We start from the raw sequence: 24,177 nt of genomic DNA, 5'->3' as shown, positions 1-24,177 counted from the left end.
GGAGGCGAAAGTGATCGAACGGCCGAGCGTCGATTTCGACTGGGAGCTGCCGCCCGAGCCGATCGAGATCGTGGCCGGTCCGGTGCAGTTGCGGCCGTGGGAGGAGCGCCTGGTGGGCGAGCTCGCGGCGCTGCGCGGGTGCGAAGAACTCGACGCGGTCGACCGACGGTTGCGGGAGTGGCGGGAGGGGGTGGCGTTGTCCTTCGCGGTGCAGGAGATCACCACGGCTCGACTGCTGGGTGAGGTCGTGCTGCACCCGCTGCCGGACCGGGTGGCGGCGCTGTCCTGGTGGGGATTGCCCGAGGCGGCCGGCGAGGTCGCCGAAACGGCGCTGGGCGCGCTGACCCGGTGGGCGCTGGGAGCCCTGGGTGCACAGCAGGTGCGACACCACACCGACCCGGAACCGGGACATCCTCTGGCAGCTCAGTAGAGTTCGCTGCGATCAACCGAACAGCTTCGAGGAGCGAACGTCATGGCGCAGCAGGCGCACGCGGGCGGCGGGCACGGCGCGCAGGGCCGACCCATTTCCTGGGTGGCCGTGCTGATCATTTGCGTCGGCTTCACCGTCGGGGGGCTGGGTCTGTGTCTGACACCCACCTGGTGGCTGTTCTGGACCGGCGTGGCCGTGACCGTCGTCGGCGGGATCCTCGCCCTGGCTTGCGGGATCATGGAGGACTACAGCACCGAGGAGCACTGAGTTCCGCGGTGCCCGCGCCGACCGCGCTGTCGGCGGATGACGCGCGCCGCCTCGTGCTGCGCGCCCAGGGGTTTCTGGGATCGGAACTGCGTGGACGCGGGTCACGGGCCGTGCTCGCCATGCTGCACCGGCTGGGTGCGGTGCAACTGGACACCATCTCGGTGCTCGCCCGTTCGCACGAGCTGATCCCCTGCGCCCGGCTGGGCCCGGTCGCTCGGGCCGCGATCGAGCAGGCGTACTGGTCCGGGGCGGCGGTGGAGTACTGGTCGCACGCGGCTTGCATCCTGCCGGTGGAGGCCTGGCCGTATTACGCGTTCCGCCGCCGGCACTTCCGCGAGCGGGGCATGCGCTGGCACGACCGGCCCGCGGACTCGGTGTTCGCCGAGGTCCGCGCCAAGCTGAGGGACGGCGGCCCGATCACCACCAAGGACCTCGGCGGAGCGCGAACCGGCGGGGTGTGGTGGTCCTGGGGCGCGCACAAGGTGGCCATCGAGTTCCTGCTGGACACCGGCGAGGTGGTGTGCACGCGTCGGGTGGGCTGGCGGCGGGTGTACGACCTCGCCCAACGGGCGCTGCCCGCAGAGGTACAGGCCGCCGACACGTTGTCCGACGCCGATTGTTTCCGCGAGCTGGTCAGCCGGGCCGGGGCCGCGTTGGCCGTGGGCACGGTGGCGGATCTGGCCGACTACCCGCGGATCAGCCGGGCCCGGGTCGCCGCGGCGCTGCCGGACACCGGCTTGGTACCGGTGCGGGTGGCCGGTTGGAAGGACGACGCCTGGGCCGACCCGGCGGCGCTGGCCACACTCGGGACGCGCGGTCGGCACCGGACCACGCTGCTGTCCCCGTTCGACTCGCTGATCTGGGACCGCGCGCGCACCCGGCGGGTGTTCGGGTTCAGCCATGCGCTGGAGGCCTACAAGCCTGCCGCCCGGCGCGAGCACGGGTACTTCGCCATGCCGCTGCTCACCGGCGGCCGGTTGCGCGGGCGGGTGGACCCGAAACGCGACGGGCAAACGCTCGTCGCGCAAACGGTGTCGTTGGACGCCGCCGCCGCGGTCGTCCCGATGGCGGCAGCCCTGCGGGAGGCCGCGACGTGGGTCGGCTGCTGCGAGGTGCGTCTGAACAGGGTGTCACCGGCGGAACTGGCCGGGCCGCTGAGCGACGCCCTGGTCGGTTGAGGGCAGAATCTGCGGATGCGCTACTCGCACACGATGACGTACGACGCCCCGAGCCCCGCCGTCTATTCGATGCTCGTCGACCCGGCGTTCCAGGAGCGCCGCGCCCAGTGGGGTCGCCCGGTGGCCGCGGATTCCTCGGTGACCCCCGGCCCCGGCGACGGCGCGAAGATCTCGTTGTCCCGGACGCTGCAGATCGACCCGCCCTCGTTCATCAAGGCGTTGGTCGGGAACAACATCACCATCCTGGAATCGCAGACGTGGGCCGATGGCGACGGAGCAAGTGACCGCACCGGATCGTTGATCGTCGAGATCAAGGGTCAGCCGGGCGGAGTGAACGGCACGCTGCATCTGTTCGAGGACGGCGGCAAGACCACGGTGGACCTGGACGCCGAGATCAAGGTGAGGGTGCCGCTGATCGGCGGGAAAGTGGAGAGCTACATCGCCGGGATGCTCGACAGGCTGCTCAACAAGGACGCCCAACTCGGCCAGACCTGGCTCGCCGAGCGCTAACCAATATCGAGCAGTTTCTCCCGCACGGCGTAAAACACCGCCTCCATCCTGGAGTGCAGCTGCAGCTTCTCCAGAATGTTGCGCACGTGGTTCTTAACGGTGTTCTCGCTGATGAACAGGTCGGCGGCGATCTCCCGGTTGTTCCGGCCGCGGGCCACCTGGCGCAGCACTTGGAGCTCGCGGTCGGTGAGCACCGGCGCGGGTACCCGGTTCCGGCTGGGCTGTTTGTTCACCAACGCGGCGAACTCGGTCAGCAGTTTCGACGCCATCGCCGGACTGATCAGGGATTGGCCGCTGTGCACCGCACGGATGCCGTCGGCCACTTCCTCGATGGAGATCTCCTTGAGCAGGTAGCCGTTGGCGCCGGCCTTGATGGCGGCCAACAGGTCGGTCTCCTCGTCGCTGATCGTCAACATGATGATCTTCGCGACGGGCGCGACCTCCTTGATCGCCGCGGCGGCCTCGATGCCGGACAGTCGGGGCATCCGCACATCCAGCAGCACCACATCGGGCAGCAGGTCGGCCGCGGCCGTCACCGCCTCCGCCCCGTCGGCCGCCTCGCCGATCAATTCCAGGTCGGCCTCCTGGGCCAGCACCATCTCCAGGCCACGGCGGAACAGCACGTGGTCATCGGCGACCAGGACCCGGATCGGCTCCGATAGCGGCCGCCCCTGGCGCGGGATGGCCTCGGAACCGTTCTCGCTCATGGGGTCCAAGCTAACCCGCCGCGCGGGCCGCGGTCCCCGAAATCGATGCGCCGCCGGTTCCCCAACGGGTGATCCGGCGGCGCGATCGACGCAGGGTCAGCTGCTCAGCCGAATCACCCCATAGTCGTACCCGTGTCTGCGGTACACCACACCCGGGCAGCCGGAGTCGGAGTCCATGAACAGGTAGAAGTCGTGCCCGACCAGCTCCATCTCATAGAGCGCCTGATCGAGCGTCATCGGCTGCGCCCGGTGCGTCTTCTCGCGCACGACAAACGGCCCATCGGCCGACGTTTGGGACATGTCGGACCATTCCTCGCTCAGCGCCCCCGTCGCCACGGCGTGACCGTTGCGCGCCGGGGGTGCGGCGAACTGACCGGTGGCCGCGGCCACCGAAACCGGCGTGCGCGCCCCGTGGTGCACGCGGCGACGGTCCGCGGACTTGCGCAGCCGGACCTCCAGCTTGCTGCATGCGAGGTCCAGGGCCGCGTAGGGATCTGCGGCGGCCGCCTCGGCCCGGATCACCGGACCCCGAGTGCGGCAGGTGAGTTCGATGCGGTCACACACGTCGGACTGCCGCGGGTTACGTTCCCGGCAGACCTCGACGTCCAGGCTGATGATCTTTCCGTCCCACTTCTCCAGCTTCGCCAACTTCTCCGTGGCGTGCTGCCGGAACCGGTCGGTCACCTCGGTGCGGCGACCCTTGACGACTATCTCCACGCGTTTCCTCCCTGATGAGGGCGGATCTGCCGTTCAGTCATCTGATGTGCCGTCAGGATGGCTGTTGGGCTTTGGCATGACACCTACCCGGCCGACCTGGCCTTCTACCCCACATTCGCCTGCTGAGGGATTCGCAGCGCTGTGCGCCACTGACGCCCTTCTCCCGATTCGGTGGCCATCGGGACCACCGGCGGGGCAGGACTTACTTCTAAACCGCACCGTGATCGGACGACGAGAAGTCGCCTTACGTGGGCCGTTTCGCCTGCGGCTGGCATCGGCTTGCCAGGGCGGAGCCCCGGCGCAACCACGGACCCGGGCAGGTGCCATGTGGCGACGTTAATGCGTCACAGCGCTCCCGGCCAGGGCCGGAGTTCTCAGATTTCATCGAGGCGGCCGGGCGAAACCGAGCACAACCGCCCCGATCGGGTGGGCGCCGACCGCACGCAGTGCCCGGGCGGCCTCGGACAGTGTCGCGCCGGTCGTACACACGTCATCCAGCAGCACCACCCGGCTGGGCAGCGCGCCGAACCGCCCGGCCTGCATGGCCCCGGCGAGGTTGGCCCGACGCGCCACTGCGGTCAGACCGGTCTGGTCGCGCACGTCCCGAATGTGCGTCAGCACCGGGGCCAGGTGGACCATCCGGCCCCGCCGGCGCAGTGTTCGCGCAGCGCAGCCCGCCAACCGGGCGGTCGGATCGTGGCCGCGGGCGCGCCGCGCCGCGGGACGGCTGGGCACCGGCACCAGACTCAACGCCCCGGGCTCGAGGTCGAGCGCGGCGACCGCCCCGGCCAGCGCGGCGCCGAGCGGGGCGGCCAGCCCGCCCCGACCGCGTTCCTTGAAGGCCAACACCATGCGGCGCAGCTCACCGTCCCAGTCCGCGCAGCTGGCCAGCACGGCCACGCCGGACGGGCCGGCTGCGACCCGTGGCGGACCCAACCGCGCCCGGCAGCCGACGCAGATCGCGGACTCGGCGCGACCCCCACACCCTGCGCATTCGCCAGGCAGCAGCAGATCCAGGCAGGCGCGCAGCATCTGCGCAGCGTGCCCCGGACGTGCCGGTGCGCGCAGCGCATCGCGCGGGCTGTGCACAACCTGGGTTGTCAGCCGGGGTAGGTCGCCGCGATCCCGGTACCGACCCGGAACCAACCGCCACCCGGGCGCAGCCGATAGACCACCTTCTTGCTGGTGGTGGCGATGATCGCCTGGTTGGGGGCGACGGCCAGGCCGGAGATGTCCGCCAGTGACGGGGCCACATCGGAGACGACGCCGCCCATGGACAGCGCGAACGGTTGCGGCGCGGCGTTCTTCTCCGCGGCCAGCACCACCAACCGGTCCGGGTCGGCCCAGCCGATGTCCACCGGGTCGGACAGCGGGAATCCCAGCCGGCGCAGCGAGCCCACCGCCAGGTCTGACCCGGTGCCGGTGGCCAGCCCCAGATAGACCTGGGAGCCCTCCACGGTGTCCAACACCATCGCCACCCGGGTGCCGTCCGAGGACACCCGCAGGCGCATGATCTGCCGGGCCACGAATCCGCCGAGGGACACCGCAACCGCGTCACCCTCGGCCGAGATACGCCGCAACACGGTGTCCGGCGAGGCGCCGTCCAGCACCCACAGATTGCCGTCCTGGTCGAACGAGGCCGAGCGCAGGTCGTCGCCCTTCAACCGCACGGTCAGGTGCGAGGGCTGATCACCTGGCGCGGTCGACAACGTCTTACGGTCCTTGGCGATGCCCGCCAACAGGTTGCCTCCCGGCGCGACCGCGATCTCGGCGAGCTTGGTGGACGGCGCGAACGGGCCCTGCGCGCCCGGCGGACCCACCATGTAGGACACCCCGTCGCGCAGGTAGTACGCGGACGGGCCGGGCGGGCGCAGATCGGCGGGGGAGAAGATCGCCACGTCGGAGCGGGCCAAGCGGGTCGAGCCGCGCCCGCCCAGGGTCACCGGACTGTCCCCGGCAGTCACCTCGACCGCGGTGATGTCCGGGTCCTCGGTGAGGGTGAGCACGATCTGGCCGAGCAGGGTGTCCCGGGCCACGCTGTTCGCGGGCACCGAGTCGGCGGTCAGCCGCACATAGGCCACCCCGGAGACCACGTCCACCGGGCCGGCCAGGGCCGCGTGGTCGGGCAGCGCACTGCTCACCGCGGGCTTCAGCCAGCGCGTGGGTCCGGCCAGCAGCGCATTCACCAATGCGGTCGGCAGCCCGGTCACCCGGCGCAGGTAGATCGGGTCCGGCACCAGCACCGGGGAATGCCCGCCGCCGGCCAGGAAGTACATGTCCTGCCCGGCGTACTCCCGGTCAAAGTCCTGCTTGGAGATGAACAACCCGGCGGGCACGTCGTCGATGCGCCAGTTGCCGTCGACCTTGACCAGGTCGAAGTCGGCCACCGCCTGCTTGCCGGGTAAAGCGGCCAGGTACACGCCCTGGTCGTCCACCGTGCCCTCCGCGGGCGCGGTGAACTGCAGCCGGTCGGTGGACTTCGCGGCGATGCGCACCGCGGTGTGGTCGTAGACGGTGACGCCCACGTCCGGCCGCCACCGCGCGGAGGCCGAATCGGTGAGGTACTTCCGCGCGGTGCTGACGTCGTCCTCGACCGTGCTGGAGGCCTCCAGGAACCCGGACACGATCGAGTACACGCTGTCCCCGTCGTGCGGCCCTTCCGCGAACACCCGCACCACCGGGTTGCGCGCGGCCGCTTGGTCGACCTGCCGGACGCTGCCACTGCTCGACGGGCTGCCCGAGGACGGAATCTGCGCGCAGCCGGTCAGCAGCCCCACGGCGAGCAACGCCACGGACACCCGCCGCGGAGCCGAGACCTCACGCATCGCGACCCACTTTCGGGTCCTGCTCCGGGGCGTGGTGCGGCCCGGGCACCGGCGGGCGCCGCGGCCCGCGCCGGTCCACCGGTTCCAGCGGGATCGGCGATTCGCCCAGCGTGGCACCGGCGGTGCGGGGCAACGTCAAGCGGAACTGTGCGCCGGCCCGCGGTTCACCCCAGGCCTCCAGCCACCCACCGTGCAGGTGCGCGTCCTCCAACGCGATGGACAGGCCCAGGCCGGTGCCGCCGCTGACCCGGGCCCGGGCCGGGTCGGCCCGCCAGAACCGGTTGAACACCAACGCCGCCTCCCCGGAACGCAGGCCGACACCGTAATCCCGCACGCTGACCGCGACCGCCTCGTCGTCGACCGCCACCCGGATGCGCACGTCACGGCCCTCGCCGTGTTCCAGCGCGTTGAGCAGCAGGTTGCGCACGATGCGTTCGATGCGGCGGGGGTCGATGTCCGCCACACACTCCCGGTTCGGCTCCTCCACGCGAATGTGGCTGCCGTACTGCGCGGCGGCCATCGCCTCGATGCCGTCCACCACCCGGCGCACCAGCGTGCGCAGATCGGTCGACTCGGCCTCCACCACCGCGGCGCCGGCGTCGAACCGGGAGATCTCCAGCAGTTCCCCGAGCAGCGCCTCGAACCGCTCCAACTGATCGTGCATCAGCTCGGCGGACCGCGCGGCCGGCGCCGGATAGTCCTCGCGGCCGTCGTAGAGCACGTCCGCGGCCATCCGCACCGTGGTCAACGGGGTGCGCAGTTCGTGGGAGACGTCGGAGACGAACCGCTGCTGCAGCCGGGACAGGTCTTCCAGCTGACGAATCTGGCGCTGCAACGCCGAGGCCATGCCGTTGAACGAGCTCGCCAGCTTGGCGAAGTCGTCCTCGCCGCGCTCCACCATGCGTTCGGCCAACGCACCCGCGGCCAACCGTTCGGCCACCCGGGCCGCCGAGCGGACCGGCTGCACGACGCTGCGGGTGACCAATGCGGCGATCGCGCCGAGCAGGACCAGCAGCGCCACCGCGGCCACCGTCAACCGGGAGCGGACCAGGTCCAGCGTCTTGGCCTCCCCGGTCATCGGGAACAGGAAGTACAGCTGGTAGGCACCCGCCCCGGAGATGTTGTACTGCGTGCCCACCACGAACGCGGGCACCCGCGGCGCGTTCGGTGGACACGGGTCATCGGTACCGCCGAAACAGATCGAGGCGAACCGGTCCGCGCGCGAGCCGGGTTCCTCGGCCAGCGCATCGGCCATCGCGGTCGGCACGCTGGCCGGGCGCACCCCACCGGTGGCGATGCGCAACCGGCCGGCGGGCACATCGGCGTCCACCGTCGGTGAGGGCACCAGCACCAACTCATACAGGCTGGACGAACCCGCCTGGTCGCGCAGCGCGGTCACGATCTGGGTGAGCAACTGCCCCACGTTGGCCCGCTGCGGCGTACCGGCGGCCTCCAATCGGGACTGCGCTGCGGCGAACCCGGCGGCGGCCTGCGCCCGGGAGGCGGACACCTTGGAGTCGACCAGACCGTCGCGCACCCCGCGCATCACCAACTGGCCCAACAACGCGAGCACGGTCACCGACAACACCAACGTCGCGGTGACCACGCGCAGCGTGATGGACCGGCGCCAGGAGCGCACCAGGCCGCGCAACAACCGCCCGGGCAGCCGCGCCACGCGCCGCAGGAACCGGCCGATCACGGCCTGCTACCTCTCAATCGTTGCCAGAGGCAAACCCACTAGGCGGGCCCCGCCTTGTAACCGACCCCGCGCACGGTGACCACGATCTCCGGGTGCTCGGGGTCGTGCTCGATCTTCGAGCGCAGCCGCTGCACGTGCACATTGACCAGCCGGGTGTCCGCCGCGTGTCGGTAACCCCACACCTGCTCCAGCAGCACCTCGCGGGTGAACACCTGCCAGGGTTTGCGGGCCAACGCGACCAGCAGGTCGAACTCCAGCGGGGTCAGCGAGATCGCGGTGCCGTCGCGTTTGACCGAGTGCCCGGCCACGTCGATGTCCAGGTCCGCGATCTGCAGCGCGGCCGGCGTCGGCTCCTCCTGCCGGCGCAGCCGGGCGCGAACCCGGGCCACCAGTTCCTTGGGTTTGAACGGCTTGACCACGTAGTCATCGGCGCCGGACTCCAGGCCGAGCACTACGTCGACGGTGTCGGACTTGGCGGTGAGCATCACGATGGGCACCCCGGACTCGGCCCGGATCGCCCGGCACACGTCGATCCCGTTGCGTCCCGGCAGCATCAGATCCAGCAGCACCAGGTCCGGTTTGCGCTCCCGGAACGCGGCCAAGGCGCTGTCCCCGTCGCCACACACGATCGGCTCGAACCCCTCGCTGCGCAGCACGATGGTGAGCATCTCGGCCAGCGCGGTGTCGTCGTCCACCACCAGCACACGCGACTTCATGGGGTCATCGTTGCACTTCGGCGCCATGATGACGGCTCACCGGGCGACAAGTTCTGCGATCCCGGCGCGGTCGGGGTGGCGCAGCACCCCGCGCTCGGTGACCAGCGCGGTGATCAACCCGGCGGGGGTGAGGTCGAACGCCGGGTTCCAGGCCGGGCTGTCGGCCGGGGTCACCAGCTGCCCGGCGAAGGTGGTCACCTCGGTGGCGTCGCGCTGCTCCACGGTGATCGCGGCAGCCTGCGGGGTCGCCAGGTCGATGGTGCTGCACGGGGCAACCACCACGAACGGGATGCCCAGGTACGTCGCGACCACCGCAAGGCCGTACGTGCCGACCTTGTTCGCCACCGTGCCGTCCTCGGCGATTCGGTCGGCCCCGACCAGCACCAGGTCAACTTGGTCGGTGGACATCAGCGACGCGGCGGCCCCGTCGACCAGCACCGTGTGCGGGATGCCGTGGGCGGCGGCCTCCCAGGCAGTCAGCCGGGCGCCCTGCAGCAGCGGACGGGTCTCGCCCACCCACAGGTGCGCCAACTTGCCGGCTTTGTGCGCGGCCAGCGCCACCCCGAACGCACTGCCCGCACCGCCGGTGGCCAGCGCGCCGGTGTTGCAGTGGGTGAGCACCCGCGCGCCGGGCTCGATGAGGGTCAACCCGTGCGTGGCCAGGGCCTCGGCGGCCGCGTCCTCCTCGGCGTGCAACGCCCGCGCCGCGGCCAGGGTGGCTGCCGGGTCGCCGCCGCTGTCGCGGTACGCGGCGAACACCCGGACCACCCCCTTGGTCAGGTTCACCGCGGTGGGCCGCGCGTGCGCCAGGTCGTAAGCGGCGGTCTCGACGTCCTCCCCGCGGGCCACCGCCAGAGCTATCCCGTAGCCGCCCGCGATGCCGAGCAGCGGTGCGCCGCGGACGGCCAACCGCTTGATGGCATCGACCAGGCTCGCCACGTCGGGGCAGCTCAGTTCGACGCTTTCGGCCGGCAGGCGGGTCTGGTCCAGCAGCATGACCGCGGGCTCATCGCTCCAGTACAGGGCTCGGTACACGCCCCGATCCTGCCCGACGGCGAGCGCATGACATGCGTCGTGGGGTCTTGTCAGGCGTCCAGACGCCTGACAAGGCCCTATTGCGCATGACATGCGCAAGCGCGGGCCACCACCCGCAGCATCGGGGGGCCGGGGCCGAGCCGGGTCCGTGGCACGATGATCGCCATGGCTGAGGACCCGGCGGCGGAGTCCACATCGCCGGCCCAGCCGGCTGCGCCGAGCGGCGCCTGGGCCGGCGTGCAGCCGCCCGCGTGGGTGCTGCCCACCCCCGCCCCGGAGCCGCCGGCACCCGCCCCATCGGCGCAGACCCCGGCGGCCGGCTGGGGCGCTCCCCCGGTCTATCCGCCTGCGCCCCGCCCCGGACCGGGCTACGGTCCACCGCCCCCGCCCGGCGGGCCCGGCATGTCGCTGCCGCCTGGCTGGGTCCCGCCGAGCGCGCAGCCGGCACGGCCCGGCGTGGTCCCACTTCGGCCACTGGGCATCGGGGAGATCCTGGACGGCGCGTGGTCCACCATGCGCCGCTACTGGCAGGTGCAGTTGGGCTTCGCGGCGGCCGTGGTCACCGTGGTCACCGTGCTACAGGCGGCCGCGCTGTATCTGGTCCTGCGCGACACCTCGGCGCTGGGCAACAACAGCGTGGATACCTCGGGCGACGCGGCCACCCAGTCCGCGCAGGCTGTGGCGACCGTCATCGGGCTGCTCGCGCAGATCGTGCTGCAGGGCGTGTTGACGGTGGTGATGTCCCGCGCAGTGCTCGGCGAGGAGATCACCCCTCGGGCGGCGTGGACGCAGGCCCGCCCGCGGTTGTGGCGGCTGGTCGGATTGTCGTTCTCGGTGCTGACCCTGGTCGCGGCGATCCTCGCAGTGCCGGTGCTGCTCGGCCTCGCGATCGGATTGAGCACCAACTCCGACGCCGGTTGGGGAATCGGCTTCCTCGGCGAGTTGGCGGCGGTGCCGTGCGCGGTGCTGCTCTTCGTGCGACTGGGCGTCGCCGCCCCCGCGCTGGTGTTGGAGAAGGCGACGATCGGCACGGCGATTCGCCGCTCGCTGCGATTGGTGCGCGGCAGCTTCTGGCGCGTGCTGGGGATCCTGCTGCTCACCCAGGTGATCACTCAAATGGCCACCGGCATGCTCGCGTTGCCGTTCCTCGGCGTCGGGCTGGCCGTCTCCGGCACCGCGGGTCATCCGGGGGTGGCCTTCTACCTGTTCATGATGATCGGCGTGGCGATCGCCGGGGTGGTCACGTATCCGTTCAGCGCCGGGGTGACCGCGCTGCTCTACGTGGACCTGCGGATGCGCCGCGAGGGCCTGGACCTGACGCTGGCCCGCGCCGCGGCAGCGCAGATCGCCCGATGATCGTTGTCGATATTCCGGTGGTGCCGGACCCCGACGTCGCCCGCGCCGCCGCGCACAGCGAACTGACCAAGCCCGCCTATCACGCCCACGACCCCACCTTGTTCCAGCGGTTGGCCACCCGATTGGTCGACTGGGTGCAGGGGGCCTTCGACCGCGCCTCCGGTCCGACGCCGGGGAATCGGTTGGCGATCCTGCTGCTGATCGGCCTGGTGGCGCTGGTCCTGATCGGGATCCGCACGCGGCTCGGCCCACTGCGCAAGGCGTACCGGCGCTCCGCCCCGGTCTTCCACAGCGAGCTCCGCAGCGCGGCCGACCACCACGCCGCCGCCGACGCGGCCCTGGCCGCGGGAGACCTCAGCGCCGCGACCGTGGAACGCTTCCGGGCGTTGGTGCGCGGCTGTGAGGAACGCGGGCTCCTGGTGCCGCGGCCCGGTCGTACCGCGAACGAGGTCGCCGCCGAGGTGGCCGGTCTGCGACCCAGCGCGGCCGGCCCGGTGCATGCGGCCGCCGGGGTCTTCGACGAGATCCGCTACGGCGGCCGGGTCGGTGACCGGGCCGGGCACGACGTGGTGGCGGCCGCGGACGTCACGGTGCGCGGGGCACGGGCGAGCGAACCGGTGCTGCGATGAGGGCGTCGGATGCCGCCCCCGACGTGACCGTTACCGCCGCGCGCCGGTCGGCGCGAGTGCCGTTGTTGTTGCTCGTGCTGCTGGTCGCGGTGACCGCGGGCATCGCCACCCTGGCCGCGCGCGGCAACGCCGGTGACCTGGACCCGGATTCCTACGAACCGGGCGGTGCGCACGCCGTGACGCAACTGCTCACCGACGCCGGCGTCCAGGTACATGTAGCCCGCTCGGTGGCCGCCGCGCGCAGCGCCGAACCCGGTGCCACGTTGCTGATCACCGGCCCGGATCTGTTGCCCGGTAAGGCATTGCGGGACCTGGTGGACGGTGCGCCGGGGGTGCTGCTCATCGCGCCCGGTCCGCAGTCGCTGTCCGCGGCGATGCCGGAGCTGACCGCGGTGAGCATGTCCGACGTGGGAATCCGGGATCCGCTGTGCACGCTGCCCGCGGCGGTGCGCGCGGGGCGGGTTCAACTTGGCGGCTTCGGCTACCGGGCCGGCCCCGGCATCGCGGGCGGCGAGTTGTGTTACGCCAACGACCGGGCCGCCCCGTTGGCCCGGATCGATACGCGCACCGCGTTGGGCAGCGGCGCCCCGCTGACCAACGCCCGGCTGGACGCCGCGGGCAACGCGGCGCTGGCGCTGGCCTTGCTCGGCGAACGCCGCGACCTCGTGTGGTTCCGCCCACAACTGGACGACCCGGCCCTGGCCGCCGGCGGACGCAAGCCGCTGACCGCCTTGTTGCCCACCCCGTTGAAGTGGGCCGCTGCGCAACTGGCGGTGGCCGTGGGGGTGCTCGCGCTGTGGCGTGCCCGGCGGTTGGGGCCGGTGGTCACCGAACCGCTGCCGGTCACTGTGCGCGCGGCGGAGAGCACCGAGGGCCTGGCGCGGCTCTATCGCCGGACCGGGGCGCGGCAGCGCGCGGCCACGGCCCTGCGCGAGGCCGCGGTGCGCCGGTTGTCGGCCCGGTTCGGGCTGCACGGTGGGCAAACCGAGCCGCGGGCGCTGGTCGAGGCCATCGCCGCACACACCTCTCGTCCGGCAACCGACGTCGGCGCCCTGCTGTTCGGTCAGGCGCCGGACTCCGACGCCGAACTGGTGGCGTTGGCCGATGCCCTGGACGGGATCGAGCACGATGTTCGCGACGGCAGGAGGCCGCCCGGTGGATGAACTCGACCTGCGCCCCGACACCCAGCGTGCCGCGGCCGGCCGGATTGATGAGGTGGCCGCGGCCCATCAGGCTCTGGTCGCGGTCCGCGCCGAGGTGGCCAAGGCCGTGATCGGTCAGGACGCCGCGGTCACCGGGCTGGTGATTGCATTGGTCTGCCGCGGCCATGTGCTGTTGGAGGGCGTGCCGGGCATCGCCAAAACCCTGCTGGCCCGGGCTTTCTGCCGGGCCCTGGACCTGCGTACCACCCGCGTGCAGTTCACCCCGGACCTGATGCCCGGCGACGTCACCGGGTCGCTGGTCTACGACGCCCGGACCGCGGAGTTCTCCTTCCGGCCCGGTCCGGTGTTCACCAATCTGCTGCTCGCCGACGAGATCAACCGCACCCCGCCGAAGACGCAGGCCTCGCTGCTGGAGGCCATGGAGGAGCGGCAGGTGTCGGTCGACGGCACCCCCCGCGCGCTGCCCGACCCGTTCCTGGTGGCCGCCACCCAGAACCCGGTGGAGTACGAGGGCACCTATCCGTTGCCCGAGGCGCAACTGGACCGCTTCCTGCTCAAGCTGGTACTGCCGTTGCCCAGCCGCAGCGAGGAGATCGCGGTGCTGGCCCGGCACGCGGGCGGTTTCGACCCCCGCGATCTGGCCGCGGCCGGGGTCGGCCCGGTGGCCGGGCCGCAGCATCTGGCGGTGGCCCGCGACGCCGCCCGCGCGGTCACTGTGCGCCCGGAGATCCAGGGCTACATCGTCGACGTGTGTCGGGCCACCCGTAGCTCGCCGGCGGTGCGCCTGGGGGTCTCCCCCCGCGGGGCCACTGCACTGCTGGCCGCCGCCCGCGCCTGGGCCTGGTTGTCCGGGCGGGACTACGTGCTGCCCGATGATGTGAAGGCATTGGCCCGACCCGCGCTGCGTCACCGCATCGGGCTGCGCGCCGAGGCCGAACTGGAAGGCGCCACCGCGGACGGGGTGCTGGACTCCGTCTTGGCCGCCGTGCCGGTGCCGCGCTGAGATGGCGCTGACCGGACGCACCGCCCTGCTCGCCGCACTCGGCGCGGCGGTGGTCTGGGTGGTCGGGTCAGGCACCGCGGTGCTGGGCGTCGAGGCCGTGTTGGTGTGCGGGGTGCTGCTCGATCTGCTGGTTGCAGCCCGACCGCGCGATCTGCGGTTCGACCGGGACGGTCCGACCGCGCTGCGCCTGGGTGAGTCCGCGACGCTCACCCTGCGGGTCACCAACATCGGCCCGCGTCGGCTGCGCGGGCGACTGCGGGATGCCTGGGCGCCCAGCGCCGGTGCAAATCTGACGTATCATCAGCTCGATCTACCGCGCGGCGAGGGCCGGCTACTGACCACCACGTTGCACCCGACCCGGCGCGGCGATCGCCATCCCGACCGGGTCACGGTGCGCTCGGTGGGCCCCCTGGGATTGGCCGGGAGACAACGGGCCCACCGGGTGCCGTGGACGCTGCGGGTCCTGCCGGAGTTCGGCAGCCGCCGACATCTGCCGTCCCGCCTGGACCGATTGCGGGTGCTCGACGGACGCAACGCGGCTCGGGTCCGCGGGGCCGGCACCGAGTTCGACTCGCTGCGCTCCTGGGTGGACGGCGACGACGTGCGCTCCATCGACTGGCGGGCCAGTGCGCGACGCACCGAGGTCGCGGTGCGCACCTGGCGGCCGGAGCGCGACCGTCGGGTCCTGGTGGTGCTGGACTCCGGACGCACCGCCGCCGGCCGGGTCGGCGACGCCCCCCGACTGGACGCCGCGATGGACGCCGCGCTGCTGCTGGCCGCGTTGGCCTCGGCCGCCGGGGACCGGGTCGACCTGCTCGTCTACGACCGGCGGGTGCGGGCCGCGGTCACCGACGCCCGGCCGGGTCGGTTGCTGCCGGATCTGGTGTCCGCGCTGGCCGGGGTCGAGGCCGATCTGGTGGAGACCGACATGCGCGGACTCGCGTCGGAGGTACTGCGTCGGGCCGGCCGCGACGCGCTGGGGGTGCTCATCTCCACGTTGGACGCCGCCCCGGTCACCGACGGCCTGCTGCCGGTGCTGCCCGCGCTGCTGGCCCGCCACCGACTGCTGCTGGCCGCCGTCGATGACACCCGGGTGGCCCAGTTGGCCGCGGGACGCGGGGACGCCGAGGCGGTGTACGCCGCAGCCGCCGCCGAGCGCACCCGCTCCGAGCGCGCGGCGACCGGAGCGCTGCTGACCCGCCGGGGCGTGCGGGTGGTCGCGGCCGGTCCCGACGAACTGCCACCGGCACTCGCCGACGCGTACCTTGCACTGAAGGCAGCAAGCCGTTGAGGGACGAGGGATGAGGACCAGCCGAGCCGGGTACACGGCCGCCGCCGTCGCGCTCGTCGCCGGTCTGGCCGCCTGCGGTGGCGGCGGCAACACCAACAACAGCAACGTCGCGCCGGGCCCGGTATCGGCACCGCCGAGGACCATCGTGTTCGCCGACTTCGCGTTTCTCCCGACCACGATCACCGCCATGCCCGGTGACACCTGGACCGAGGAGAACGACGACGTCGCCACGCACAACATCAGTACCGAGGCCTATTTGCGGGCCAATCCCAACTCCAGCGGCGGGGACATCGCCCCGGACGTGGACGCCGGCCAGAAGAAGACATTCAAGATGCCCACCAAGCCGGGCACCTACAAGGTCGTTTGCTTCTATCACCGGAAGATGACGGCAACGATCACAATCAAGAAATAACTGAGCGACGACGGGGTGTCCGCCAAGGCTCGGCCGGCATGATCCCTGCGTGAACCGAACGCCCGCCGCTGCCCATATGTCCCGTTCTGTCCGCGGGATCGCCGCCGCCACGGCCCTGGTCGCCCTGTTGGCCGGCTGCGGGGTGACCCACAACACGAACGTCGCGTTACCGCCGGCGTCCTCGCCCACCCCAGCGCTCGGCGTGATCCCGTCGGTCACCCCGATCCCGCTGGACACCCCGGCCGTGGCGCCGGACACCGCGGATCTGGAGATGGTCGACGAGTCGTTCAGACCCTCGACGTTGTACGTCACGCCGGGAACGGTGATCACCCTGACCAACAAGATGGACTTCATCTGCGGGGTCACCGACGAGGCCAGCGGGCTGCGCAGCGGCGACGTGGGTCCGGGTGCCTCGGTGCACTTCACCGCCCCGGATACGCCGGGCACCTACAAGTACGAGTGCATCTACCTGGACCCGGGGCAGATGAAGGGCAAAATCATAGTGACCCAGGACCCAGAGGCGGCCCGGACAAAGGCCGCCGAGGACGAGGCCGCGCGCAGCGCATCGCCCACGCCGACCTCGACCCCGACCGCCACCAGCGACGCGTCCTACAACGGGTTCAACTCCAACCCGTCACCGAGCGCGTCAGCGAGCCACACCCATGACTCGATAGTTCGGGCTCAGTAGGAGCGACCGAACAGGATCCGCTTGCCGTAGGCCGACGGGGCGTTGCAGCGGATGCACGTCCCGGTCTCCGGCGCGCCGGCATTCGGGATGCACCGCGGGGTTGCCGCGGCGCTGGCCGCCTTGATCTCGTCCTCGCAGGACGGTTGGCCGCAGTGCAGCACGCTTGCCCACCCGGTGTCGGTCGCCGCCACGAAGGCGTCCCAGTCGTCGACCGAGGTGATGTTCGAATCGCGGAACTCCGTGGCCCGGGCGAGCAGCGCCGCCTGGATCTCCTCGAGCATGCCGGGCAGCGCCGCGCCCAGCCCGGCCAACGGGATCGACTCCTTCTCGCCGGTGATGCGACGGGCCACCTCGGCGACGCCGTTGTCCAGGTCGCGGGGGCCGATCGCGATCCGCACCGGGACGCCGCGCATCTCGTGGTCGTTGAACTTGAAACCCATCGACACCTGCGGACGGTCATCGACGTGCACCCGCACGCCGAGCGCCTTCAGCTCGGCGACGAGCGCGTCGACTGCCGCCATGACGGGGCCCAACGCGTCGCCCTTACCCATCGGCACGATCACGACCTGATGGGGTGCCAGTTTCGGCGGCAACATCAGACCCTTGTCGTCGCCGTGGGCCATGATGATCCCGCCGATCATGCGGGTGGACATGCCCCAGGACGTGGTGTGGCAGTACTGCTGCCCACCTGACGATGCGTCAGCATACTTGATGTCGAACGCCTTGGCGAAGTTCGTGCCCATGTAGTGCGACGTGCCCGACTGCAAGGCCTTCCCGTCGCGCATCATGCCCTCGATGGTGAACGTGCGCAGCGCGCCCGCAAACCGCTCGCCCGCGGTCTTCTCCCCCGGCACCACCGGGATCGCAGCCCAGTCGCGGGCGATCTCGGTGTACACGTCGAGCATCTGCAGGGTCTCGCGCATGGCGTCGGCCTCGTCGGCGTGCGCGGTGTGCCCCTCCTGCCAGAGAAACTCGGTGGTGCGCAGGAACATGCGGGGACGCAGTTCCCAGCGCACGACGTTGGCCCATTGGTTGAGCAGCATCGGCAGATCCCGGTGTGAGGAGATCCACTTCGCCATCATCTCGCCGATGATCGTCTCCGAGGTGGGCCGGACCACCAGCGCCTCCTCGAGCTCCTTGCCACCGGCGTGGGTGACCACGGCGAGCTCGGGCGCGAAGCCCTCCACGTGTTCGGCCTCACGCCGCAGGTAGGACTCCGGGATGAACAGCGGGAAGTAGGCGTTCTCGTGGCCGGTCTCCTTGATCCGCGCATCCAGGGCGGCCTGCAGCAACTCCCACATCCGATATCCGTACGGCCGGATGACCATGGTGCCCTTGGCCGGGCCGCGGTCCACCAACTGCGCGCGCAGGACAACGTCGTTGTACCAACCGGAGAAGTCCTCGCTCTGTGCGGTGACCGCGCGTTCATCCTTTGCCATGGGCTAAATCTATGGGGGCGCGCCTCTTGGACTTTGCTCCGCATCGGGGCGACCGTGGTGTCCATGCGTGGATTGCTGGTATCCGTGGTGGCCGCGGCCCTGGTGTTGGGGCCTGCCTACAGCGACAAGAAGCCGAAGCCGCCGGTCGATGGCAAGGTGCCCTGGGGCATGTGCTCGGTGGTCGACATTTTTGTGAAGTCCCAGCAGCACCCCTGCCCGGACGACTGAGGACCGCTCAGCCCACGGTCGGCAACACGTCGCCGGCCCGACTCGCGTCCACGTCGCCGGTCTCCCCGGCGCGCGCGGCCCGGCCGCCGAGTAGAAACACGTAGAGCAGGAACACCAATTCGGCGGCTGCCCCGATGCCCACCCGCACGGCAGTGGGCAACCCGGACGGGGTGACGAAGGCCTCCAGCACCCCGGACACGGCGAGCACCGCGATCAGGCCCAGCGCGACGCCCATCGCGGCGCGGCCCTCGACCGCCAATGCCGCGCTGCGGGTGCGCGGGCCCGGGTCAATCACCGTCCACCCCAGCCGCAGCCCGACCCCGGAGGACACGAACACCGCGGTCAGCTCCAGCAATCCGTGCGGGGCCAGCAACCCGAGGAAGATTCCCAGCCGACCGGCCGCACCCATCAGCCCGAGGCCCACCGCCAGGTTCGTCGCGTTCTGCCAGAGCAGGTACACCACCGGCACGATCAGCACCCCGAACGCCAACCCGGCCGCGGCCACCCAGACGTTGTTGGTCCAGACCCGGGCCGCGAACGAGGTCGCCGCGTGGTCGGAGTAGTAGGACTCGAACTGCCCACCGGGGCGGGTCAACTCGCGGACGTAATCGGAAGACGCGATCGAGCCCTGCACCCGAGGATGTTGCCCGACCCAGATCGCCATCGCGGCCACCACGGCGTAGAACGCCGCGCCGACCCCGACCCACCACGGCCAGGCCCGGTACACCGCGGCCGGGAAGCGGCGCAGGAAGAACTGCGCCACGTCGCGCCGCGCGGGCGAGGAGGTGCCGGTGACCGCCGCGCGCGCCCGGCCCACCAACGAGGACAACCGACCCACCAGCGCCGGGTCCGGTGCCGCGGACTGCACAGTGGACAGATGGGTGGCGGTGCGCTGGTAGAGCGCGACCAATTCCTCGGCCTCGTCGCCGGACAATCGCGAGGCTCGACCCAGCAGCTGCTCCAGCCGCGTCCATTCCGCGGCGTGCACCGCCACAAACGCGTCGACGTCCACGACCGGCACACTAGTTCGGTGAGCTCCCCGTCGCCCGGTGCCCGGGATGTGATCACCGGCGAGGCGGTGGCGCTGGAGCTGCGGTTGGCCAAGGTGCCCAGCCGCGCCCTGGCCCTGCTTCTCGATCTGGCGTTGCTGTCGATCCCGCTGATCGGCGTCGGGATCCTGGCGAGCGTGATCGGGGCCAGTACCGATGACGCGTTGGCCGCGGCGATCGGCCTGTCCACCGGGGTGCTCGTGGTGCTCGGCTACCCGGTCGCCTTCGAGACGCTGAACCGCGGACGCAGCCCGGGCAAAATGGCGCTGGGCCTGCGTGTGGTGCGCGACGACGGTGGCCCGATCGGTTTCCGGCACGCGTTCACCCGCGCGCTGATCGGGGTCATCGTGGACTTCGACCCGATTGCGCTGGGCTCGGTGGCACTGATCAGCTCGCTCTGCTCGACCCGCGGCAAGCGGGTGGGTGACCACCTCGCGGGCACGGTGGTGATCCGGGAACGCATCCCGGTCGCGGTCACCCCCCCGGCCTACATGCCGCCACAGCTGGCCGGCTGGGCCGCCGGGCTGCCCGTCGATCGGATACCCGACGACCTGGCTCTGCAGGCCCGGCAGGTGCTCGGCCGGATCGGCGAGTTGGACCCGACCATGGCCGCGCACTGGACCACCCGGCTGGCCGGGGAGTTCGTCGCGGTGCTGGGCCACCCCGCTGCACCCGGCACCGACCCGGCCGCACTGCTGGGCGCCGTACTTGCCGAACGCCGCAACCGGGAGCTGGCCCGGGCGGGCTGGACGCCCCACCAGCAGGCGGCGCAGCAGCCGCCCTACCCGTCGCCGCCGCAGGCACCGCCCCCCGCGCCCGACCCGCCCCCGCCCCCGCCCGCTGGACCGTTCACCCTGCCCGGCTGATCCGCGCCGCGGCTGGGTCGTCCGACCGAGGGCACCTCCCCCGTTCGGCTTGGATGTGGCGTCGAACGACGGATTCCGCCCCCGGCGCGGAGCTGAGCGAACCGGCGTCGCGTCGAAGGCACCATGGGGACATATCTGGACACTCGTGCGACGGACTTCGCCAACGCGAGCGCGCACATGTCGTTGAACGATCTGGCCGAACTGCTGTTCTGCAGCACGCTGCAGCCGTCGCAGCGCGTTGACGCCTCCGCGGTGCACTCCGCGCTGGCGCAGGCCCTGCACAGCCACCACGGCCTGGTGGTCGAATGCGCCGCCGAGCTGGCCGCCAGCTACGGCAAGGACCCGGAGGTCACCTGCCTGCGCATGCGGTGGGCCCGGGATCTGATCAGCGCCACCTACCTGGCCGTCTGATCACCACGAGCGGCGCCCGGCCGGCCTGCCCGCTGGCCGGCCGGGCGTCAGCCACAACCCGTCGAGTGGGCAGCTGAGCACCGGATATCCCGCCAGAGCCGGTGCTGAGCTGCGCACTCGACTTACCCCATGTCGCACAGGAAAGGATCTGGTCCGGTGCCGTTTTTTGGCGAGGGTGACATCGGGTTCGCCCGCATCGTCGAGGTGCAACGCATGCGGGCGGCCACGGAGGGCTGGGACACGTCTCCGCGATCAGGCCCGGCGGATGACGGGGCCCGGTTCTGGTGGCAGGTTCGCCGGCTGCGTCAGGCGACGACGCGCCTGCTCCCCATGGCTACCGGTCCGCTGGTGCCGGCGCCGGTCCTGGCCGCAACGCTGGGGCGCTACTGGTGGATCGCGGCGGCGGCCGGGCTCGCCGTGGGAATGGTCGAGGCGCTCTGGCTGACCAGAACCCCGCGCCGACTGTTCGCGGTTCGCAAGCAACAACCGCGTCCCTGGCGCTACGTCAGATTCGTTGATGCAGCAGGGAATCCGGGCCTGCTGCTGTTCTCTCATTTCGACGACGGTGCCCCGGCGGCGTTACTGCCACTGCCGTCCCGCACCGCGGCCGATGGTCTACCCGTCGACGGCGTCGCCCACGTACACGGCAGTGTGCGCGCGGGCGAGGCAGTGCTGCCGGTGATCGGCGGACGGGCATACTGGCCGGCCACGCCCGCGCAGGCGGTGCCGCCGGCGGTGGTGCGCAATGTGCTCAACAGCCACAACCACACCGCGCCCCGCAGGGCGGCTTAGCCCGGCAGTTGGTAGACGTGCCAGCGGACGGCCCTTGCGCCGACGGTGACCGCGGTCAGGTCGCCCCAGCGCTGCCGGGCCGCGGACCGGACCTGCTCGGCCGCGACCCCAACCCGCTCGGGGTCCACTGACCAGGTCCAGGAGTAGCAACCCTCGGCGACCTGGTCGAGGAATTCTGCGACCGTCCGCGCGGTCGGGTTGTGCAGCTCGGGCAACTCACGCACCGTCGCCCCGCGGCCGGCCAGGTACGTGTCCAACTCGGCGCGGTCCTGCAGCCCCACTCGGTGGTCCCCGGTCAGGCCCGCCGCCGCGGCCAGCTCCGCGCGCAGCGCCGCGAGCCGCGCCTCGTCGCCGGGCGAGCCACCCTGGGAGACGAGCAGCCTTCCGCCGGGCCGCAGCACCCGCATCGCCTCGTCGACCACGTCGGCCCAGAACTCGATCAGGTGCAGCACGTGGCAGGCGAGCACGGCGTCGAAGACGCCACCGGGAAACGGCAACGCGCGGGCGTCGGCCACCGCCACTGGCACCGCTGTGGCGTCCTTGCCCAGCAGCCGGGCCAACATGGCGGGCGAGAGATCCACGCCGACCACCGGTATCCCGGCGTGCGCCAGCGGCAACCCGATGCGCCCGGTGCCGACGCCGATCTCCAGGCAGCGGGAGGCGCCGGTCAGCTCGCCGGCCAGCAGCTCGGTCTGCGCCTGCTCCAGCTCCGGTGACAGTCCGCGAGTGCGGTCGTAGAAATCAGCGGCCCTGTCGAAGGAGACCGCCCGGCCCGCCAGAGCCATGTGGTCTCCCCCGATCAGTACCGGTAGTGGTCCGACTTGTACGGGCCGTCGACCGGCACGCCGATGTAGGCGGCCTGTTCCTCGGTGAGCGTGGTCAGCCGCACGCCGAGGGCGTCCAGGTGCAGCCGGGCCACCTTCTCGTCCAGGTACTTGGGCAGCGTGTACACGCCCAGCGGGTAGTCCGCGGTCTTGGTGAACAGCTCGATCTGCGCGATCACCTGGTTGGTGAACGAGTTCGACATCACGAAGCTGGGGTGACCGGTGGCACAGCCCAGGTTCATCAGTCGGCCCTCGGCGAGCACCAGAATCGAGTGCCCATCGGGACTGTGTTCATTGGGAGGGAAGGCCCACTCGTCGACCTGCGGCTTGATGTTGATCCGGGTGATGCCGGCGGTCTTCTGCAGGCCGGACATGTCGATCTCGTTGTCGAAGTGGCCGATGTTGGACACGATCGCCTGGTGCTTCATCGCGGCCATGTGTGCCGCGGTGATGATCATGAAGTTGCCGGTGGTGGTGACGAAGATGTCCCCGGTGGACACCACATCGTCCAGGGTGGCGACCTGGAAGCCGTCCATCGCGGCCTGCAGCGCACAGATCGGGTCGATCTCGGTGACGATGACCCGGGCGCCCTGCCCGCGTAGTGCGTCCGCACAGCCCTTGCCGACATCGCCGTAGCCGCAGACCACCGCGACCTTGCCGCCGATCAGCACATCGGTGGCCCGGTTCAGACCGTCGATCACCGAGTGCCGGCAGCCGTACTTGTTGTCGAACTTGGACTTGGTGACCGAGTCGTTGACGTTGATCGCCGGGAACAGCAGCGCACCCGCCTTGAACATGTCGTAGAGCCGGTGCACGCCGGTGGTGGTCTCCTCGGTGACGCCCTTGATCTCGCGGCCGATGTTCGACCAGCGGGTGGCGTCCTCGTGCAACGACGTCGCCAGCAGCGCGAGAACGACCCTGAACTCCTCGTTGTCGGTTGTCTCGACACCGGGCACCTTGCCGGCCTTCTCGAACTCGGTGCCCTTGTGTACCAGCATGGTGGCGTCGCCGCCGTCGTCCAGGATCATGTTGGGCCCGGCGAATCCCGAGGCCATCGGCCACATCAGGGCGCGGCGAGTGCACTCCCAGTACTCCTCGAGGGTCTCGCCCTTCCAGGCGAACACCGGCACGCCGCGAGGTTCGTCGACGGTGCCGTCGGGGCCCACCGCGACGGCGGCCGCGGCGTGGTCCTGGGTGGAGAAGATGTTGCAGCTGACCCAGCGCACGTCGGCCCCGAGCGCCACCAGCGTCTCGATCAGCACCGCGGTCTGAATGGTCATGTGCAGCGAGCCCATGATCCGCGCACCGGCCAACGGCTGTGCCGCTGCGTACTCGGCGCGCACCGCCATCAGGCCCGGCATCTCGTGCTCGGCGAGCCGGATTTCCTTGCGGCCGAACTCGGCCAGCTTCAGGTCGGCGACGGCGAAGTCGTCGGCGCTCAGCACAGGTCGGGTCATCGGGTCTCCTCGGCGGGTGCGCGGGTCGGCCCCTCAACCCTAAACGGTGTCAGGGCGTCGGCGTTCCGCTCGCCATTGCGCCGGGCGCCGAGCTCGGCGCGGACGACGACGCCGGGGTGGAGCCCGCCGACGGTGCCCGGATGTCGCCCACGTCACCGGAACCCGGACCGTCGGTCGCGTCGTCGGTCGGCTCGGCCGTCGGCTTGGCGCTGGGGTCGTAGTCGATGCTCAGGTTGCCCTGGTTCTCGGCGTCCCGCTCGGCGGCGTCCGCCGCCGCCTTGTCCGCAGCGGCCTTGCCGGAGAGCATGTCCACCAGCTGCGGCACGATCTTGTCCAGCGCCCAGGGGATGCTCATCGGACTGGCGTAATACAGCGCCTCGGCCACATCCGGGCCCAGGATCAGGACATGGCTCTTCTGCACCGCGCTGAGGTTCTGATAGGCCGCGGTCGCCTTGAGCTTGTCCATCGCGGCCTGACCGTCCGAA

At 71.3% G+C, this 24,177-nt stretch carries 27 protein-coding genes; 15 read left to right on the top strand and 12 right to left on the bottom strand.

Translation table 11 applies throughout. From position 1 onward, the window contains the following. The first annotated feature begins 10 nt into the window (after positions 1-10). Genes VGJ14_18775 through VGJ14_18760 form a run of 4 tightly spaced genes read left to right on the top strand, consistent with a single transcriptional unit; the run spans position 11 to position 2,385 of the window. Entirely contained in the window at positions 11-430 is a 420-nt protein-coding gene (locus VGJ14_18775; GenBank protein ID HEY2834472.1) for a hypothetical protein, read from the top strand. Positions 431-472: 42 nt separating this feature from the next. Beyond that, entirely contained in the window at positions 473-697 is a 225-nt protein-coding gene (locus tag VGJ14_18770; GenBank protein ID HEY2834471.1) for an HGxxPAAW family protein, read from the top strand. Between the two features lie 8 nt (positions 698-705). Further along, positions 706-1,875, top strand: coding sequence for a crosslink repair DNA glycosylase YcaQ family protein (locus tag VGJ14_18765; GenBank protein HEY2834470.1), 1,170 nt, complete (start codon positions 706-708; stop codon positions 1,873-1,875). Positions 1,876-1,890: 15 nt separating this feature from the next. Further along, positions 1,891-2,385, top strand: a complete 495-nt coding sequence (locus VGJ14_18760; GenBank protein HEY2834469.1) for a DUF2505 domain-containing protein — start codon at positions 1,891-1,893, stop codon at positions 2,383-2,385. Here VGJ14_18760 and VGJ14_18755 read toward each other — a convergent pair. From VGJ14_18755 to mtnA, 7 genes are all read right to left on the bottom strand, one after another. Further along, on the bottom strand, positions 2,382-3,092 hold the full coding sequence (locus tag VGJ14_18755; protein ID HEY2834468.1) for a response regulator transcription factor: 711 nt from the start codon (positions 3,090-3,092) through the stop codon (positions 2,382-2,384). The genes VGJ14_18760 and VGJ14_18755 overlap by 4 nt on opposite strands. A gap of 96 nt (positions 3,093-3,188) precedes the next feature. Further along, the gene (raiA, locus tag VGJ14_18750) at positions 3,189-3,809 is read right to left on the bottom strand and encodes a ribosome-associated translation inhibitor RaiA (protein HEY2834467.1); all 621 of its coding nucleotides are present in this window, start codon (positions 3,807-3,809) and stop codon (positions 3,189-3,191) included. Positions 3,810-4,190: 381 nt separating this feature from the next. Then, positions 4,191-4,898: a phosphoribosyltransferase family protein gene (locus tag VGJ14_18745; GenBank protein HEY2834466.1), complete on the bottom strand. Its 708-nt coding sequence runs from the start codon at positions 4,896-4,898 to the stop codon at positions 4,191-4,193. 11 nt (positions 4,899-4,909) lie between these two features. After that, on the bottom strand, positions 4,910-6,634 hold the full coding sequence (locus VGJ14_18740) for an LpqB family beta-propeller domain-containing protein (protein HEY2834465.1): 1,725 nt from the start codon (positions 6,632-6,634) through the stop codon (positions 4,910-4,912). Then, complete coding sequence (gene mtrB / locus VGJ14_18735; protein ID HEY2834464.1) at positions 6,627-8,333, bottom strand: MtrAB system histidine kinase MtrB; 1,707 nt, start codon at positions 8,331-8,333, stop codon at positions 6,627-6,629. The genes VGJ14_18740 and mtrB overlap by 8 nt, the downstream gene beginning before the upstream one ends. 38 nt (positions 8,334-8,371) lie before the next feature. Then, the gene (gene mtrA / locus VGJ14_18730) at positions 8,372-9,049 is read right to left on the bottom strand and encodes an MtrAB system response regulator MtrA (protein ID HEY2834463.1); all 678 of its coding nucleotides are present in this window, start codon (positions 9,047-9,049) and stop codon (positions 8,372-8,374) included. A gap of 36 nt (positions 9,050-9,085) precedes the next feature. Then, positions 9,086-10,084, bottom strand: coding sequence for an S-methyl-5-thioribose-1-phosphate isomerase (gene mtnA / locus VGJ14_18725; protein ID HEY2834462.1), 999 nt, complete (start codon positions 10,082-10,084; stop codon positions 9,086-9,088). Between the two features lie 165 nt (positions 10,085-10,249). Between mtnA and VGJ14_18720 the strand changes: the two genes are divergently transcribed. The 7 genes from VGJ14_18720 (at position 10,250) to VGJ14_18690 (ending at position 16,626) form a co-directional block, all read left to right on the top strand. After that, on the top strand, positions 10,250-11,440 hold the full coding sequence (locus tag VGJ14_18720; protein HEY2834461.1) for a glycerophosphoryl diester phosphodiesterase membrane domain-containing protein: 1,191 nt from the start codon (positions 10,250-10,252) through the stop codon (positions 11,438-11,440). After that, on the top strand, positions 11,437-12,069 hold the full coding sequence (locus VGJ14_18715; protein HEY2834460.1) for a DUF4129 domain-containing protein: 633 nt from the start codon (positions 11,437-11,439) through the stop codon (positions 12,067-12,069). Before VGJ14_18720 ends, VGJ14_18715 begins: the two co-directional genes overlap by 4 nt. Further along, the gene (locus VGJ14_18710; protein HEY2834459.1) at positions 12,066-13,232 is read left to right on the top strand and encodes a DUF4350 domain-containing protein; all 1,167 of its coding nucleotides are present in this window, start codon (positions 12,066-12,068) and stop codon (positions 13,230-13,232) included. Before VGJ14_18715 ends, VGJ14_18710 begins: the two co-directional genes overlap by 4 nt. Next, positions 13,225-14,235: a MoxR family ATPase gene (locus tag VGJ14_18705; GenBank protein HEY2834458.1), complete on the top strand. Its 1,011-nt coding sequence runs from the start codon at positions 13,225-13,227 to the stop codon at positions 14,233-14,235. The genes VGJ14_18710 and VGJ14_18705 overlap by 8 nt, the downstream gene beginning before the upstream one ends. 1 nt (position 14,236) lies before the next feature. Beyond that, positions 14,237-15,526, top strand: a complete 1,290-nt coding sequence (locus tag VGJ14_18700) for a DUF58 domain-containing protein (protein HEY2834457.1) — start codon at positions 14,237-14,239, stop codon at positions 15,524-15,526. A gap of 10 nt (positions 15,527-15,536) precedes the next feature. Further along, the gene (locus tag VGJ14_18695; protein ID HEY2834456.1) at positions 15,537-15,938 is read left to right on the top strand and encodes a plastocyanin/azurin family copper-binding protein; all 402 of its coding nucleotides are present in this window, start codon (positions 15,537-15,539) and stop codon (positions 15,936-15,938) included. A 76-nt stretch (positions 15,939-16,014) separates the two neighbouring features. Beyond that, on the top strand, positions 16,015-16,626 hold the full coding sequence (locus VGJ14_18690) for a hypothetical protein (protein ID HEY2834455.1): 612 nt from the start codon (positions 16,015-16,017) through the stop codon (positions 16,624-16,626). Here VGJ14_18690 and proS read toward each other — a convergent pair. Then, positions 16,620-18,065, bottom strand: coding sequence for a proline--tRNA ligase (proS, locus tag VGJ14_18685; GenBank protein HEY2834454.1), 1,446 nt, complete (start codon positions 18,063-18,065; stop codon positions 16,620-16,622). The genes VGJ14_18690 and proS overlap by 7 nt on opposite strands. 63 nt (positions 18,066-18,128) lie before the next feature. Here proS and VGJ14_18680 point away from each other — a divergent pair, with 63 nt between their 5' ends. Beyond that, positions 18,129-18,293, top strand: a complete 165-nt coding sequence (locus VGJ14_18680; protein HEY2834453.1) for a hypothetical protein — start codon at positions 18,129-18,131, stop codon at positions 18,291-18,293. Between the two features lie 7 nt (positions 18,294-18,300). On the opposite strand, the gene VGJ14_18675 is transcribed toward VGJ14_18680, so the two are convergent. Further along, positions 18,301-19,305: a stage II sporulation protein M gene (locus tag VGJ14_18675; GenBank protein HEY2834452.1), complete on the bottom strand. Its 1,005-nt coding sequence runs from the start codon at positions 19,303-19,305 to the stop codon at positions 18,301-18,303. 18 nt (positions 19,306-19,323) lie between these two features. Between VGJ14_18675 and VGJ14_18670 the strand changes: the two genes are divergently transcribed. The 3 genes from VGJ14_18670 to VGJ14_18660 all read left to right on the top strand — a co-directional run bounded on the left by VGJ14_18670 (position 19,324) and on the right by VGJ14_18660 (position 21,411). Next, positions 19,324-20,208 carry an RDD family protein gene (locus VGJ14_18670; protein HEY2834451.1) on the top strand — a complete coding sequence of 295 codons (885 nt, stop codon included), beginning with the start codon at positions 19,324-19,326 and terminating at the stop codon, positions 20,206-20,208. Positions 20,209-20,331: 123 nt separating this feature from the next. Further along, complete coding sequence (locus VGJ14_18665; GenBank protein HEY2834450.1) at positions 20,332-20,619, top strand: hypothetical protein; 288 nt, start codon at positions 20,332-20,334, stop codon at positions 20,617-20,619. Positions 20,620-20,775: 156 nt separating this feature from the next. Next, positions 20,776-21,411 carry a hypothetical protein gene (locus VGJ14_18660; protein HEY2834449.1) on the top strand — a complete coding sequence of 212 codons (636 nt, stop codon included), beginning with the start codon at positions 20,776-20,778 and terminating at the stop codon, positions 21,409-21,411. Here VGJ14_18660 and VGJ14_18655 read toward each other — a convergent pair. From VGJ14_18655 to VGJ14_18645, 3 genes are all read right to left on the bottom strand, one after another. Beyond that, complete coding sequence (locus VGJ14_18655) at positions 21,408-22,196, bottom strand: class I SAM-dependent methyltransferase (GenBank protein ID HEY2834448.1); 789 nt, start codon at positions 22,194-22,196, stop codon at positions 21,408-21,410. The genes VGJ14_18660 and VGJ14_18655 overlap by 4 nt on opposite strands. A 14-nt stretch (positions 22,197-22,210) precedes the next feature. Continuing rightward, the gene (gene ahcY / locus VGJ14_18650) at positions 22,211-23,692 is read right to left on the bottom strand and encodes an adenosylhomocysteinase (protein HEY2834447.1); all 1,482 of its coding nucleotides are present in this window, start codon (positions 23,690-23,692) and stop codon (positions 22,211-22,213) included. A gap of 49 nt (positions 23,693-23,741) precedes the next feature. After that, positions 23,742-24,177: hypothetical protein (locus tag VGJ14_18645; GenBank protein ID HEY2834446.1), on the bottom strand; the 436-nt coding region annotated here is incomplete at its 5' end.

This window comes from Sporichthyaceae bacterium (assembly GCA_036493475.1).
Taxonomy (GTDB): domain Bacteria; phylum Actinomycetota; class Actinomycetes; order Sporichthyales; family Sporichthyaceae; genus DASQPJ01.
This window is presented reverse-complemented; position numbering and strand designations above follow the sequence as displayed.